The following is a 14421-nucleotide window of genomic DNA, read 5'->3' as shown; positions in this document are numbered from 1 at the left end:
CGTGAAAAGGCGGTGTCTTAACCCCTTGACCAACGGACCTGAGCTTTTCGACTCTTTCTATTATACCTTCTTTTCTCCCTTTGTCAAGAACTTTTTTCCTCTTTATCAAAATTCTGAAAAGATTAGGGAAAAGAGCCAGTTAAACTGACTCCTTCTATTTATCTTGCCAATTAGTCGCACGTTCCTCTCCCCACCAGTAAGGAATCAACTCGGCAACTTTGATTGTTTTTCTTGTTTCGTAGTTCATCATGAACTCTGCTTCTTTGTTTTCAGCATTCAATTCTAAGAGAAATTCTCTGCAAGCGCCACAGGGCATACCTGATCCTTCGCCATAGGGAGGTTTATCTCGAAAGGCGAGGATCTTCTTAACTTTAGTTTGTCCTGAAAATTGATACATATTGAAGAGAGCCGCTCGTTCTGCACAAAGATGAAAAATGCCACAAGTGCCCTCCATACAAAATCCTGTGAAGATTTGACCATCTTCTGCTTCTATCGCAGCAACAACATGGTTAGCTTAAACAAAGTCAGAAACTTCATGGGGATTGAATAAGGTTCGTGCTTCTTCATACATTTTTTCCCATGTATCCATCTGAAGTCCTTTTATTTAGAAATCTCTTTGAGCATATTATCGATATGCTGGATAGATTTCTCACGACCTAATAGGTAAATCGTATCTGGTAATTCTGGTCCATGCATTTCACCTGATACAGCAATACGAATTGGCATGAAGAGATTTTTTCCTTTAATACCCGTTTCTTTTTGAACTGCTTTGATTTGTGGGAAGATGTTTTCTGTCACAAACTCCTCATCTGTCATTGCTTCTAGTTTCGCTTTGAAGGCTTCTAGAACAACTGGAACGGTTTCTCCTGCCATGACCTCGCGCTCAGCATCTGTCAGCTCTGGGAAATCTGCAAAGAAAAGATCTGTCAATGGAACAATCTCATCAACTGACTTCATTTGTGGTTTGTAGAGTTCTACCATTTTCTCTGATTTGTCAGTCAAACGCCCTGCTTCTTCTAGGAATGGTTTTGCCATCTCAAAGATAGTTGCTAAGTCAGCTCTCTTGATGTAGTCGTTACTCATCCAGTCTAGTTTCTTCTGGTCGAAGGCTGCTGGAGACTTGCTGAGGCGGTTTTCATCAAAGAGCTTGATGAGTTCTTCACGAGAGAAGATTTCATCTTCCCCGCCAGGATTCCAACCAAGAAGGGCGATAAAGTTAAAGACAGCTTCTGGCAAATAGCCTTTTTTACGGTAGTCTTCGATAAACTGAAGGGTATTGGTGTCGCGTTTAGACAATTTTTTACCCGTTTCAGAGTTGATGATCAAAGTCATGTGACCGAACTCTGGAGCTTCCCAACCAAGAGCCTCATAAACCATAAGCTGTTTTGGTGTGTTGGCAATGTGGTCATCTCCACGGATAACATGAGAAATTTGCATATCGTGGTCATCGATCACAACAGCAAAGTTGTAAGTTGGATAACCATCTTTCTTTTGGATTACCCAGTCACCACCGATATTACCACCTTCAAATTCGATATCGCCTTTGACCATATCATGCCATTTGTAGATACCTGACTCATTAACAACCAAACGAACGGTTGGGACAATACCTGCCGCTTCACGCTCTGCGATGTAAGCTGCTTTTTCTTCTTGGCTCATACCAAGATATTCATTGATGTAACGTGGTGTTTCACCAGCTGCTTCTTGGCGTTCGCGTTCAGCTGCCAACTCTTCTTCTGTAACGTATGATTTGTAGGCTTTTCCTTCAGCTAAGAGTTGGTCAATGTATTTTTGATAGAGTTCCAAACGCTCAGACTGACGGTAATTTTCATGAGTTTCTGGGCTTTCATCCCAATCCATACCCAACCAGCGAAGATTTTCAAGCTGAGAACGTTCACCATCCTCAACATGGCGTTTTCGGTCTGTATCTTCGATACGAATGATAAAAGTTCCACCATGATGGCGTGCGTAAAGGTAGTTAAACAATGCTGTACGGGCATTTCCGATGTGTAGGAGTCCTGTTGGACTTGGTGCGTAGCGTACGCGGATATCTTTTGACATAGTTTCTCCTATAAAGTCTCTAGGCGTCTGCCTTTTTGCTTTCTATATTATATCACAAGTCTCGCCTGAGTCCAATGTCTACGAATAAAGAGAGTAAAAAGAGTGGGCAAGCCACTCTTTTCTTCTATTTATAGACGTGCGTTAAGCTCTTTGCTCAATTCTTCAAATCCTGGTTTTCCAAGAAGTGCAAACATGTTGCGTTTGTATGCTTCAACACCTGGTTGGTCAAATGGGTTGATGGCATTCAAGTAACCTGAAAGGGCAATTGCCAATTCGAAGAAGTAGATAGTATAACCAAGAGTGAAAGCGTCTTGCTCTGGAAGAGTTACGTACATGTTTGGTACGTCACCGTCAGTGTGGGCAAGAAGAACACCGTCAGTAGCTTTTTTATTTACAAAGTCAACGTCTTTTCCTTGAAGGTAACCAAGTCCGTCAAGGTCTTCTTCCAAAGTAGGGATAATCACGTTCTTACGTGGTTTGTCAACACGGACAACTGTTTCAAACATGATACGAGTTCCTTCTTGGATAAATTGACCCAATGAGTGCAAGTCAGTTGAGAAGTTAGCTGAAGTTGGGTAGATCCCTTTTTGGTCTTTCCCTTCTGACTCACCAGCCAATTGTTTCCACCATTCTGAGAAGTATTGAAGTGATGGCTCGTAGTTTACCAAGATTTCAGTAGCATAGCCTTTGCGGTAAAGGATGTTACGAACTGCTGCGTATTGGTAAGCTTCATTTTCAGCAATCTTGTCTGAAGTGTAGTCTTTACGAGCTGCATTCGCACCTTCCATGAGGGCTTTGATGTCTGCACCTGATGCTGCAATTGGAAGCAATCCAACTGCTGTCAATACTGAGAAGCGTCCACCGATGTCATCTGGAACCACGAATGTTTCCCAACCGTTGGCATCTGCTTCAACCTTAACAGCACCTTTTTGGCGGTCAGTTGTGGCATAGATACGTTTGTTGGCTTCTTCTTGACCGTATTTCTTAACCAAGAGTTCCTTGAAGACACGGAAAGCAATGGCTGGTTCAGTTGTTGTACCTGATTTAGAAATCACGTTTACTGAGAAGTCTTTGTCAGCTACGTACTCTACTAAGTCAGCAAGGTAAGTAGAGGAGATTGAGTTTCCAGCGTAAAGGATTTGTGGAGCTTTGCGTTCTTCTTTTGTTTGCAAGTTAGCAAAGTGGTGGTTCAAGAAGTCGATGGCTGCTTTGGCACCAAGGTAAGATCCACCGATACCGATCACAACCAAGACATCGCTATCTGACTTGATTTGTTCAGCAGCTTTCAAGATGCGGTCGAATTCTTCGCGGTCGTAGTTTTCAGGAAGGTCCAACCAACCCAAAAAGTCGCTACCAGCACCCGTTCCTTTACGAATCAATTCGTCTGCAGCTGTTACTTGTGCTTGCATGTATTCCACTTCATGTGGGGCAACAAATTTGTCTAAAACTTTTGAATAATCAAATTTAATATGTGACATGATAATCCTCCAAAATTTCTTCTTTTCTATCATAACGCTTACCTTCGATTTTTTCAAGCTTTTTTATTGAATTTACCCAATTTTTATCATAATTCAAACGTTTGCGTAAAAACGCTGAAATATTAAAATTCTGAAAGGACGAATAAAAACGGCTAGAGACTCTAACCGTTACAATTCATTTAATAAATACTCAAAGAGTTCTAAATTGCCGTCCTCTTCATTGACCAAAAACTCTGGATGCCACTGCAAACCAATGATACGATGTTCGTCAATAGACTCAATCGCTTCCACTGTCTGATCGCGAGGATCTACAGCCGTCACACGGAAATTAGGTGCTAGGTCTTTGATACTTTGTCGATGGACTGAGTTGACTTGGCTTTCTTTGCCGAACAACTTAGCCACCACGCTTCCTTCTACTGTCTCAATAGAATGAGAGGTCCCGAAAGGCAAGCCTTGCCAGTGACCCTCAATTTCTTGGTGGAGGGTGCCGCCAAAAGCAACATTGACAAGCTGAACCCCACGACAGATTGCCATAATTGGTTTATTCTGACGGAGCGCTTCTTTCAAGAGAGCTAGTTCAAACTCATCGCGTACAAGGTTGTAATCATCGCTCTCAATGGTCTTTTTCTCTCCATAAAACTGAGGATGGACATTTTGCCCACCTGTCAAGATGAGTTTGTCAATCATTTCCACATAATCGCGAACAATGGACCCATCCCCTACAGGAATTACTAAAGGAAGACCACCGACTTGACGAATGCTCTCTGCAAATTTACAGGATACAGATGAGTGGATATTTTTCCCTTCTGCATCTACAGGACATAGATTTGCAGCAACTCCTACAACCGTTCTAGCCATGATGTGTCTCCTTTCGATTTTCTAACGATAGTCCTATCTTATCATTCAAGCTCTCTGCTGTCTAATATGTTTTTTAAAAGACCGTGATAAGTATTTTTTATGGTCAAGAAAAAGCTGCCCAACGAGGACAACTTCTTTTTTATTCAAAGACAAATTGATTGTGATAGAGTTCTGAGTAGAAGCCACCTAGTTTCAAGAGTTCCTGATGATTTCCACGTTCAATGACCTCTCCATCTTTGAGGACAATAATCTGATCGGCATTGAGGATGGTCTTGAGACGATGGGCAATGACAAAACTGGTTCGTCCTGCTACAACTGCCTCCATGGCATGTTGAATTTTGCTTTCTGTTACGGTATCGACATTGGAAGTCGCTTCATCTAAGATTAGGACTTGGGGATCTGTCATCAAGGTCCGAGCGATGGAAATCAATTGTTTCTGACCAGTCGAGAAGATATTTTGCTCATCATCAATAAGGGTATCATACTTGTCAGGCAAGCTTTCGATATAGTCATGAATATGAGTTGCCTTGGCAGCTGCTTCGACCATTTCCTGACTGGCATCTGGCACACCAAAGCGGATATTGTCCCGAATCGTTCCACTAAACAAGACCGAATCCTGCAAGACAATCCCGACCTTGCTCCGCAGACTGTCCAAGTCGTAGTCACGGATGTCTTTGCCATCAAAAGAAATGCTACCTGCATCCACATCGTAGAAGCGATTGATGAGGTTCATGATGGTCGTTTTCCCTGAACCAGTCGGACCGACAACTGCTATCATCTGCCCCTTAGGAGCTGAAATGCTAACATCTTTTAAAATCGGCTTGTCTGGCACATAAGAGAAATCAATATGACTGATTTCAACACCTTCTCGCAATTCCGTAAAGGCAGGCGCATTTTGCGGACGAATCTCTTCTTCTGCATCGAACATTTCTTGGATACGATCCGCTCCAGTAAAGGCCAACTGGAGACTCCCCCAACTCGCAGCCACCTGGATAATTGGCTGGTAGTACTGCTGAGAAAATTGGGTAAACATGACAATCAAACCTAGGGCTGTTGTTGTTTCGATACTTGGATCGTTCAGCAAGGCCGCAGAACCTGCAAAAATAACGATGGCCGTATTGACCAAGCTCATCCCATTCATAACAGGAAATAGGATGCCTGAGAACATTCTCCCTTTAAAGGTTGCCTTGCGCACGCGCTCATTTTGCTCCACAAAGCCTGCTACGATGTCATCTTGAATTCCTTGTACGATAACAGCTTTCTGTCCAGAAATACTCTCGTCCATGTAGGCGTTGAGTTTCCCAACCTCTTTTTGCTGGAGATTGGTGTACTTGCGGGCCATTTTCACGATGAAAACCAACATGAGAAAGGCCACTGGAGTGCTGGCTACTGTTATCAGGGCTAGCGTCACATTTCTTGAAAACATGACAAAAATCAAACCGATGTAAAGAGCAATATTGCTCATAACCTGAACTAGGCTTTCATTGAAGGCTTGAAGGATGTTATCCAAGTCACTCGTGAAGCGAGAAAGGATGTCGCCATCCTGATGGCGGTCAAAGAAAGAAACCGTCAAACGAGAAAGTTTGCCAAAGAGACCCTTACGCATCTCATTTGTCGACTCAGCAATCACACGGGTCATAAAGGTCATGTAAATCAAACTGGATACTACTAAGGCGAGAACAACCAGAGCTAGATTCAGCATCAGAGCTGATAAACTCTGCCAGGCTAGTTCGGAAGTCCCATTTTGATAAGCTAGAACTAGGTTAGCGAGCTCCGTCACTGCTTGGCCTGAAAAAACTGGAAAGAGGGCTTGGGCAATCGTCGCAACTGCAACCATCAGAATCACAATGACAAAGGAGAACTTGTAAACTTTAAAATAATTCCAGAAAAATCGAACGGTTTTCATTTTATTCCTCCTTTCCCTTTTGTGTTTCGTATATTTCGCGGTAGACGGCATTGTTAGCTACCAAGTCTGTATGCCGTCCTTCTCCAATCAAACGCCCTTGATCCAAAACCAAAATCTTGTCTGCATGGACGACTGAACTAATCTTTTGAGCGATGATAATGGTTGTCGTCCCTTTCAGGTCTTTATTCAAAGCTTCCTGTACGAGTCTTTCTGACTTGGCATCCAATGCCGAAGTCGAATCGTCAAAAATCAGGATACGGGGATTGCTGACAATCCCACGGGCAATGGACATCCGTTGTTTTTGTCCACCAGAAAAATTGGTGCCTCGTTCTTCGACCTGACTCTCAAATTTATTTTCCATGCGTCCGATAAATTCACTGGCTTGGGCAATCCGTGCTGCACGTTCCATTTCTGACACGCTGGCATTGCCTTTCCCTTGACGAAGATTATCTGCAATGGTTCCGCTAAAGAGAATAGCACGTTGCAAGACGATGGAAACTGTTTTACGCAAGGTTCCCTCGCTGACGTCTCGAATATCCTTGCCTCCAATCTTGATAGATCCCTCCTGCGGATCAAAAAGTCGTGGAATTAACTGAGCTAGAGTGGACTTCCCTGCTCCAGTAGCCCCAACCACACCGACCATCTGACCAGGCGCAATTTCAAAGGTTACATTCTTCAGCATAGGCTCATCATCATTAGGATAGGTGAAGGTCACATTTTCAAAAGAGAGGCTTCCTTCTAACTCTTCATCTGGGAGATCTTTAAAAGCCATCGCTGGCTCGGTATCTAGAATTTCGTGGATACGACGCAAGGAAATCATGGCACGACTGACAGAATTCCCTAAAAATCCAACCATGATGATGGTAAAGATAATCTGGCTGAGATAGTTGATAAAGGAAGCAATCGAGCCCACTACAGACGGATCTGACTGAGCCATTCCAGCCACCAACCAGATAGAGAGGAAGACCGCTCCATAGCCGACTAGCATCATAACGGGTTCTATAACTGAGAAGGCATAACCGATATAAAGATTTTGTCCGAGAAGTTCATCTGAAACCTCAGTAAATTTGTCAAATTGTGCTTTTTCTTGTACAAAGGATTTGACCACGCGCACACCACGTAGATTTTCCTTAGCGATAGCATTGATCCGTTCAAGAAGAGTTTGAAACTTAGCAAATCGTGGCCCCATCATCCCCATCATGATGGCTGTGAGTGCAAAGATTAGGAGCACCATGAGGACAATGACCCACCAAAGTGACGGAAGAGTGTGAACCGCCAAGATAAAGGAACCGATAAAGAGAAGAGGAAGACGGAAGAGGATTTGAAAAGCCATCATCACCACGTTCTGAATTTGGTTGATATCATTGGTCATACGGACGACAAGGTTGCCAGCATTAAACTGCTCGATATTGGCATAAGAAAAGGTCTGAATCTTGCGAAAGGCGTCTTCCCGAAGATCCGAAGACACTCCTTGAGCAATATAGGCTGCAAGCGTTACATTGACCCCACCTGCAACGAGACCGACTAGGGCTACTCCTATCAGCCAAGCGCCAATACTATAAATAGCCTCATTTCTTCCGGCCAACAAAGCCTCTAACACCTCTTGCAAATAGCGCGGTTGCAAGAGCGAACTCGCAACCATCAAGCCTGTCATCATTAAGGATGCCAAGGCCTGCCATTTATAGGTTTTTATTTTTTTAATCAGCATATTTCCTCCTAATAAAATAGATAAAGGGAGCGACATCCTGCGTCAGCTCCTTCTCATTCGTTCATATTGATGCTATTCTAGCAAAAAAGAGGCATCTTGTCAAAGAAGTCTCCTTGTTATAAATTAGTGCGCTTTCATCTACAGGTGATGCATGAAAAGGCTTTTTATGGTAAAATGAAAGGAAGAACTCTTACAAGGAGGAAAAGATGAAGAAACAAACCATCGCTGTCTTGGGTCCTGGTTCTTGGGGAACTGCCCTTTCGCAGGTCCTAAACGACAATGGACACGAAGTTCGCATTTGGGGAAATGTCCCTGAACAAATCGATGAAATCAATAACCAGCATACAAACAAACGCTATTTCAAAGATATCTTACTGGACGAAAAAATCAAAGCCTATCATGACTTAGAAGAAACACTAAAGGATGTGGATGCTGTTTTATTTGTAGTCCCAACAAAAGTAACGAGACTGGTTGCCCAACAAGTAGCAAAGGTACTCAATCACAAGGTTGTCATCATGCATGCCTCCAAAGGATTGGAACCAGATAGCCACAAACGCCTATCGACTATTCTTGAAGAGGAAATCCCAGCTGACCTTCGTAGTGAAGTCGTCGTTGTTTCAGGACCTAGCCATGCTGAGGAAACGATTGTACGGGATATTACCTTGATCACTGCTGCCTCCAAAGACCTTGAAACTGCTCAGTACGTCCAAAATCTCTTTAGCAATCACTACTTCCGTCTCTATACTAATACGGATGTTATCGGAGTTGAAACCGCTGGTGCTCTCAAAAACATCATCGCAGTTGGCGCTGGAGCACTACATGGTCTAGGATTTGGCGACAATGCCAAGGCAGCTATCATTGCCCGTGGCTTGGCTGAAATCACCCGTCTAGGGGTCGCTCTGGGAGCTAATCCTCTGACTTATAGCGGTCTTTCTGGAGTTGGGGATTTGATTGTAACTGGGACATCTGTCCACTCTCGTAACTGGAGGGCAGGTGATGCTCTCGGTCGTGGAGAATCCCTCGCAGACATCGAAGCAAACATGGGTATGGTCATTGAAGGCATTTCAACAACGCGAGCAGCTTACGAACTGGCTCAGGAATTAGGTGTCTACATGCCAATCACACAGGCTATTTACCGAATTATCTACGAAGGTGTCAATATCAAAGAAGCAATCACTGACATCATGAGCAATGAATTTAAAGCAGAAAACGAATGGTCGTAGACCCTTATAGAAAGGAACATCATGAAACAAAAAGTCAGAAAAGCAGTCATCCCAGCCGCTGGATTGGGAACTCGCTTCCTCCCAGCAACTAAGGCCTTGGCCAAGGAAATGTTGCCAATCGTAGACAAGCCAACTATCCAGTTTATCGTTGAAGAAGCCCTCAAGTCTGGCATCGAAGATATCTTGGTTGTTACAGGTAAGTCAAAACGTTCCATCGAGGACCATTTTGATTCAAACTTCGAATTGGAATACAACCTCAAAGAAAAAGGGAAAACAGATCTTTTGAAGCTGGTTGATGAGACAACCGGCATGCGCCTGCATTTTATCCGTCAAACGCATCCACGTGGTCTCGGAGATGCTGTTTTACAAGCCAAGGCTTTCGTCGGAAATGAACCTTTTGTCGTTATGCTTGGTGATGATTTGATGGATATCACAGACGAAAAGGCTGTTCCACTTACCAAACAACTCATGGATGACTACGAGCGTACTCACGCGTCTACTATCGCTGTTATGCCTGTCCCTCACGACGAAGTATCTGCCTATGGGGTTATTGCTCCGCAAGGAGAAGGGAAAGATGGTCTTTACAGCGTTGAAACCTTCGTTGAAAAACCTGCGCCAGAGGATGCTCCTAGCGACCTTGCTATCATCGGACGCTACCTCCTCACACCTGAAATTTTCCAAATCCTCGAAAACCAAGCTCCAGGTGCAGGAAATGAAATTCAGCTGACAGATGCAATCGATACCCTCAATAAAACACAACGTGTATTTGCTCGTGAGTTCAAAGGGGCTCGTTACGATGTCGGAGATAAGTTTGGCTTTATGAAAACATCCATCGACTACGCTCTCAAACACCCACAAGTCAAAGACGACTTGAAAGACTACCTCATTCAACTCGGGAAAGAGCTGGCTGGGGGGGAATAGAAGAAAAACAAAGCTCTTAAATAAGGGCTTTGTTTTTTTGTTGAAGCTTGCAATAAAAAAGCCATCTTTGCAGATGACTTATTAGCAACCGAATCGGTGCTCGCATTTAACTATCCCCCTACACATAGTTCATTCCCTTATAGCATAGGAAAATGGCTAGTGCGATAAAAAGTACAGTTGCTCCGATTCGCTGGCTAGTACTGTACATCCTTCTCTCCCATTTAACTGGAAAAATAACTGCTAGAAAAGCACCTCCTACTGCCCCACCGATATGGCCTGCTAGGCTGATTCCTGGAATCAGAACACTTCCAATGATATTTATCACGAAAAGTGTCAGATAGGATTGCCCCAACTGCTGAATATAGGGGTTGCGAGTTGCGTAACGCAGGACGATAATCGCAGCAAATAACCCGTAGAGAGAAGTGGATGCTCCAGCTGCGACAACTTTCGGTGTAAATGCAAACACAAAGAGATTCCCCATCATTCCTGATAAGAGATAGAGAAGGAAGAACTGCTTGGAGCCGAAAATCTCCTCAACCTGTCGTCCAAGAAAGTAGAGCGAAATCATATTGACAATGAAATGCTCCCATCCGATATGCACAAATATAGCCGAAAATAGGCGCCAAATCTGCTCTGGGAACAGGCGAATGATCGGTCCATACATGGCTCCAAACTGAAGCAAGGTATCTGCTCGTTCAAAATTTAAACCTGTAAAAACCAACATCAAGAGAAATACCAATGCTGTTACTAGGAGGAAGAAGCTAGTCACAGGATAACGTTTATCAAAGATTTCCTTCATAGATTAGCACCTCCTGGACGGGTATATCATGGTTTTCAAAGTTAAACTCCTGAACTTGACAAGGATAGATTGTACTCATGGTATGCCCAGCAAAATGTTCCAGATAGCGGTCATAATATCCTCCACCATATCCGATCCGATAGCCCTCTGTTGTAAAAGCCAAACCCGGAACATGAATTAAATCAATCTGAGACGGTTCCACCACTTCCAAGTCTCCTTGCGGTTCCAGTAAACCAAAGGAAGTTTTTACCAACTGCTGCGGATGATAGACCACAAAGTCCATGCGCCCCTTGGGATAGGTTTTGGGTATCAGAACCTTTTTGTCGTCCTTCAGCGCCTGCTCAATCAGTTCTTGCGTTTGAAATTCATGAGGGAAGGAGAGATAGGTTGCGATGACCTTAGCTTCTTGGTAAAAAGGGTGTTGTAAGAAACGCTCAGTTAAATCTCGATCCATAGCCTGTTTTTGCTCCTGAGATAGAGTCTTCATTTCTTGCAAAATTTTCTTGCGTAGTTCTGCTTTCATAGACAATTCCTCTACTCTGCTGCCTTCTTTTTCAAGAAACTAGAGACCGCATCTACCCCAATGGCTAAGGCTTCTTCCTTAGGACTCATCTGAGGGTGATGAAGGGCATAGGGACTATCGATACCTAGCCAAAACATAACGCCATCTACCTTCGAAAGGAGGTAACCAAAGTCCTCACCAGTCATAGCAGGCTCGATATCAATCAACTCTATTCCGTCTTTCTCTTCAAAAAAGTCCATCAGTTCACGCGCCAAGGCTGGATTGTTCTCAACAGGTAGGTAGCCTCCTTGTTTGAGTTCTACTTCTACTTCCATATCAAAGGCTGCCGCGACACCTTCTGCGACTGTCTTGACTCTTTTTTGTACCAAGAGGCTCATGTCCTGAGTCAAGGCGCGAATGGTTCCATGCAAAAAGGCTGTGTCTGTAATGACATTGTTGGTTGTTCCAGCTTGGAAAAGGCCAAAGGTCACCACCGCTCCCTCGATGGGATTGACATTGCGGCTGACAACTGACTGCACCTGGGTTACAAAGTAACTAGCCGCCACCAAGGCGTCATTGGCTTCATGCGGGAAGGCTGCGTGCCCACCTTTTCCTTTGAAACGAATCTTCACCTCACAAGTCCCTGCAAAGAGTGTATGGGTGTTGGTCGCAATCTGGCCGACTTTCAAATCCGGACGAACATGGAGGCCATAAAATTGGTCTGGCAACCAGTCCCCAAAAGCACCATACTCATACATGAGCATCCCACCGGCTTCATTCTCCTCAGCAGGCTGAAATAGGAAGAGCAGATTATTCTTGGGTTGCTCCTCAAGGGCGCGCTCGAGACAGCCCAAGGCAATAGTCATATGAAAATCGTGTCCACAGGCATGCATGCGACCTTGGTGCTGAGAGGCAAAAGGCAGTCCAGTTTGTTCGACGATAGGCAGGCCATCAATATCTGTTCGCCAGCCAATAGTCTTCTTTGGCTGACTTCCCTGCAAATAAACCAAAATACCTGTCCGCCAAGTACGAACTTGAACAAAATCCTTGCCCGCAGTCAATTTCTCAATCACAGCCAGCAAATAAGCCTGAGTCTTGAACTCTTCCAAGCCAATCTCTGGAATCTGGTGTAAATCTCGTCTAGTCTGAATCAAATCTAACATCTATCTGTCCTCCTATATAGCAGAAAGAGGCTGGAAAAAGGGTTCCGCCTCTTTTTTACTTTTACAATTACAAGGTACGAAGCGCATCCTCAAGCGCTGTTTTTTGTTGGGTTTGGGCATCAATCTCTTTGATGATACGAGCCGGAACGCCTGCTACCACTACATTTTCTGGGACATCTTGAGTCACGATAGCTCCTGCAGCGACAACTGAACCACTACCGATTTGAACACCTTCGATGACCACTGCATTGGCACCGATAAGAACATTGTCTCCGACACGGACTGGATCGGCACTAGCTGGTTCAATCACACCTGCCAAAACTGCTCCTGCACCAACGTGGCTGTTTTTCCCAACGATAGCACGACCTCCAAGGATGGCACCCATGTCAATCATGGTTCCAGCACCGATTTCAGCACCGATATTGATAACAGCTCCCATCATGATAACAGCATTGTCACCAATTTCCACCTGGTCACGGATAATAGCACCTGGCTCGATACGAGCGTTGATAGTACGTTTGTCTAGCAAGGGAACTGCCGAATTACGAGCATCTTGTTCGACAACATAATCTTGATTTTCTACCAAACCTTCAAGAAGCGGAGCAACATCCTTCCAGTCTCCGAATAAAACATTTCCTAGTTTGACAACAGAGCTAGGTACAGCAGTTGCAAGTTCTCCTTCAAAGGTTACTTTGACACTGGTTTTCTTTTCAGCATTGGCGATAAATTGGATAATTTCTTGAGCGTTCATTTTTGTAGCAGTCATAGGTGCCTCCTGGTTCGTTATAATGATACCTATTCTACCAAAAAAGGCTTCAAATTTGAAGCCTCAACTATCAAATAATCATCTTTACTGGGCTTGTTTTGCTTCCTCTACAGATAAAAAAATCATCGGAACGATAATCAACACCATAGCTAAGGCCAAAAAACCATCCATGACCATTCCCAGAAAAAGAACACTTAATAAAGCTGAAGAGAGCGGTTCGCTAGCACTCACCACTGATACAACCAGCGGGGAAACGAGTGACACAGCCTTCATAGATAGGAAGAAGGCAAAAGCTGTACCAAACACGGCAATCGTCAGACAAATCAGCACACTTACCAGATCCACTTGAAAACTTATCCGATAAATAGGGTAGAGGAAATTACTAAAGAGACCTGCCAGAATCATCCCCCAACCAACAGTCGGAACAAATCCGTAGCGCCGTGCAAAGCGTTGGGGAAGGATAACATTAAACATGACCCCTACTGCACTGAGCAAACCTGTCACTAGAGCCAAAGGAGTCATGGATAATTGGGACAAATCTCCTTTTGTAGCCATCAAAAAAACACCTAGCATGGCAATCAAAACATAGAAAACAGCTGTAATCGAAGCTTTCTTCTGGTAAATGATTCGATTGTAAAACAGGATAAAAACTGGGCTGATAAATTGCAAAATTGTCGCCGTCGTCGCATTGGAATACTCAACGCAGAGATAAAAGAAAAACTGCACAGAAAAAATACCTAGAATAGCATAGGCTAAAAAAGGTAGATAATTTTTCTTATCACGCCAGATGTCCAACAAGCGGCTACGCAACTGAAAAGCAGATAAACCTAAAACCAAACTCCCCGCCACAAGCAACCGCATAGAAGTAATCCATCCAGAAGACACTGGATAATGAGTGAAAAAATACTCTCCTAAAATCCCACAAATCCCCCAGATTAGGCCTGAGAGTAGCGAGTATACTGTTCCCTTAACAATCTTTTTCTGATAATGATTCATATTATTATTGTAACACGAAACCAACAAAGAAAAAAGTAGC

General features: G+C 43.8%; 12 protein-coding genes and 1 pseudogene. 2 read left to right on the top strand and 11 right to left on the bottom strand.

The annotated features are described in order from the left end of the window. Nucleotides 1–154: 154 nt before the first annotated feature. The 6 genes and pseudogenes from ACUW6H_RS07945 to ACUW6H_RS07920 form a co-directional block, all read right to left on the bottom strand. Nucleotides 155–589 (bottom strand): annotated as a pseudogene (locus ACUW6H_RS07945) (cytidine deaminase family protein). Nucleotides 590–600: 11 nt separating this feature from the next. Next, nucleotides 601–2061: a glutamate--tRNA ligase gene (gene gltX, locus ACUW6H_RS07940; protein ID WP_454363886.1), complete on the bottom strand. Its 1461-nt coding sequence runs from the start codon at nucleotides 2059–2061 to the stop codon at nucleotides 601–603. Nucleotides 2062–2189: 128 nt separating this feature from the next. After that, complete coding sequence (locus ACUW6H_RS07935; protein WP_000018244.1) at nucleotides 2190–3539, bottom strand: glucose-6-phosphate isomerase; 1350 nt, start codon at nucleotides 3537–3539, stop codon at nucleotides 2190–2192. Nucleotides 3540–3707: 168 nt separating this feature from the next. Further along, a complete protein-coding gene (locus ACUW6H_RS07930) occupies nucleotides 3708–4397 on the bottom strand; it encodes a gamma-glutamyl-gamma-aminobutyrate hydrolase family protein (RefSeq protein WP_454363884.1) in 690 nt (229 codons plus the stop codon). Nucleotides 4398–4536: 139 nt separating this feature from the next. Continuing rightward, complete coding sequence (locus tag ACUW6H_RS07925; RefSeq protein WP_454363882.1) at nucleotides 4537–6303, bottom strand: ABC transporter ATP-binding protein; 1767 nt, start codon at nucleotides 6301–6303, stop codon at nucleotides 4537–4539. Between the two features lies 1 nt (nucleotide 6304). Then, nucleotides 6305–8011, bottom strand: coding sequence for an ABC transporter ATP-binding protein (locus ACUW6H_RS07920; protein ID WP_454363880.1), 1707 nt, complete (start codon nucleotides 8009–8011; stop codon nucleotides 6305–6307). Between the two features lie 206 nt (nucleotides 8012–8217). Here ACUW6H_RS07920 and ACUW6H_RS07915 point away from each other — a divergent pair, with 206 nt between their 5' ends. Continuing rightward, nucleotides 8218–9234 (top strand): NAD(P)H-dependent glycerol-3-phosphate dehydrogenase, encoded by a 1017-nt coding sequence (locus ACUW6H_RS07915; protein WP_454363878.1) that lies wholly within the window; start codon nucleotides 8218–8220, stop codon nucleotides 9232–9234. Between the two features lie 21 nt (nucleotides 9235–9255). After that, a complete protein-coding gene (galU, locus tag ACUW6H_RS07910) occupies nucleotides 9256–10155 on the top strand; it encodes a UTP--glucose-1-phosphate uridylyltransferase GalU (protein WP_049490103.1) in 900 nt (299 codons plus the stop codon). 118 nt (nucleotides 10156–10273) lie between these two features. Here galU and ACUW6H_RS07905 read toward each other — a convergent pair whose 3' ends face one another. The 5 genes from ACUW6H_RS07905 to ACUW6H_RS07885 all read right to left on the bottom strand — a co-directional run bounded on the left by ACUW6H_RS07905 (nucleotide 10274) and on the right by ACUW6H_RS07885 (nucleotide 14381). Next, nucleotides 10274–10954 (bottom strand): rhomboid family intramembrane serine protease, encoded by a 681-nt coding sequence (locus tag ACUW6H_RS07905; protein ID WP_454363876.1) that lies wholly within the window; start codon nucleotides 10952–10954, stop codon nucleotides 10274–10276. Next, nucleotides 10938–11477: a 5-formyltetrahydrofolate cyclo-ligase gene (locus ACUW6H_RS07900; RefSeq protein WP_454363874.1), complete on the bottom strand. Its 540-nt coding sequence runs from the start codon at nucleotides 11475–11477 to the stop codon at nucleotides 10938–10940. Before ACUW6H_RS07900 ends, ACUW6H_RS07905 begins: the two co-directional genes overlap by 17 nt. A gap of 11 nt (nucleotides 11478–11488) precedes the next feature. Beyond that, nucleotides 11489–12619, bottom strand: coding sequence for an N-acetyldiaminopimelate deacetylase (locus ACUW6H_RS07895; RefSeq protein WP_454363872.1), 1131 nt, complete (start codon nucleotides 12617–12619; stop codon nucleotides 11489–11491). 67 nt (nucleotides 12620–12686) lie between these two features. Beyond that, nucleotides 12687–13385, bottom strand: a complete 699-nt coding sequence (gene dapD / locus ACUW6H_RS07890) for a 2,3,4,5-tetrahydropyridine-2,6-dicarboxylate N-acetyltransferase (RefSeq protein WP_454363870.1) — start codon at nucleotides 13383–13385, stop codon at nucleotides 12687–12689. An 84-nt stretch (nucleotides 13386–13469) separates the two neighbouring features. Continuing rightward, a complete protein-coding gene (locus ACUW6H_RS07885; RefSeq protein WP_008284424.1) occupies nucleotides 13470–14381 on the bottom strand; it encodes a DMT family transporter in 912 nt (303 codons plus the stop codon). Nucleotides 14382–14421 lie beyond the last annotated feature (40 nt).

The sequence above is a fragment of the Streptococcus sp. 151470009-6 genome (assembly GCF_053628175.1).
The sequence above is the reverse complement of the archived record's forward strand: the minus strand, read 5'-3'. Positions and strand labels throughout refer to the sequence as shown.

Bases quoted from the DNA above. Each gene is read 5' to 3' on its own strand.
- gltX (WP_454363886.1), bottom strand. From the start codon at position 2,061: ATGTCAAAAGATATCCGCGTACGCTACGCACCAAGTCCAACAGGACTC.
- ACUW6H_RS07935 (WP_000018244.1), bottom strand. From the start codon at position 3,539: ATGTCACATATTAAATTTGATTATTCAAAAGTTTTAGACAAATTTGTT.
- ACUW6H_RS07930 (WP_454363884.1), bottom strand. From the start codon at position 4,397: ATGGCTAGAACGGTTGTAGGAGTTGCTGCAAATCTATGTCCTGTAGAT.
- ACUW6H_RS07925 (WP_454363882.1), bottom strand. From the start codon at position 6,303: ATGAAAACCGTTCGATTTTTCTGGAATTATTTTAAAGTTTACAAGTTC.
- ACUW6H_RS07920 (WP_454363880.1), bottom strand. From the start codon at position 8,011: ATGCTGATTAAAAAAATAAAAACCTATAAATGGCAGGCCTTGGCATCC.
- ACUW6H_RS07915 (WP_454363878.1), top strand. From the start codon at position 8,218: ATGAAGAAACAAACCATCGCTGTCTTGGGTCCTGGTTCTTGGGGAACT.
- galU (WP_049490103.1), top strand. From the start codon at position 9,256: ATGAAACAAAAAGTCAGAAAAGCAGTCATCCCAGCCGCTGGATTGGGA.
- ACUW6H_RS07905 (WP_454363876.1), bottom strand. From the start codon at position 10,954: ATGAAGGAAATCTTTGATAAACGTTATCCTGTGACTAGCTTCTTCCTC.
- ACUW6H_RS07900 (WP_454363874.1), bottom strand. From the start codon at position 11,477: ATGAAAGCAGAACTACGCAAGAAAATTTTGCAAGAAATGAAGACTCTA.
- ACUW6H_RS07895 (WP_454363872.1), bottom strand. From the start codon at position 12,619: ATGTTAGATTTGATTCAGACTAGACGAGATTTACACCAGATTCCAGAG.
- dapD (WP_454363870.1), bottom strand. From the start codon at position 13,385: ATGACTGCTACAAAAATGAACGCTCAAGAAATTATCCAATTTATCGCC.
- ACUW6H_RS07885 (WP_008284424.1), bottom strand. From the start codon at position 14,381: ATGAATCATTATCAGAAAAAGATTGTTAAGGGAACAGTATACTCGCTA.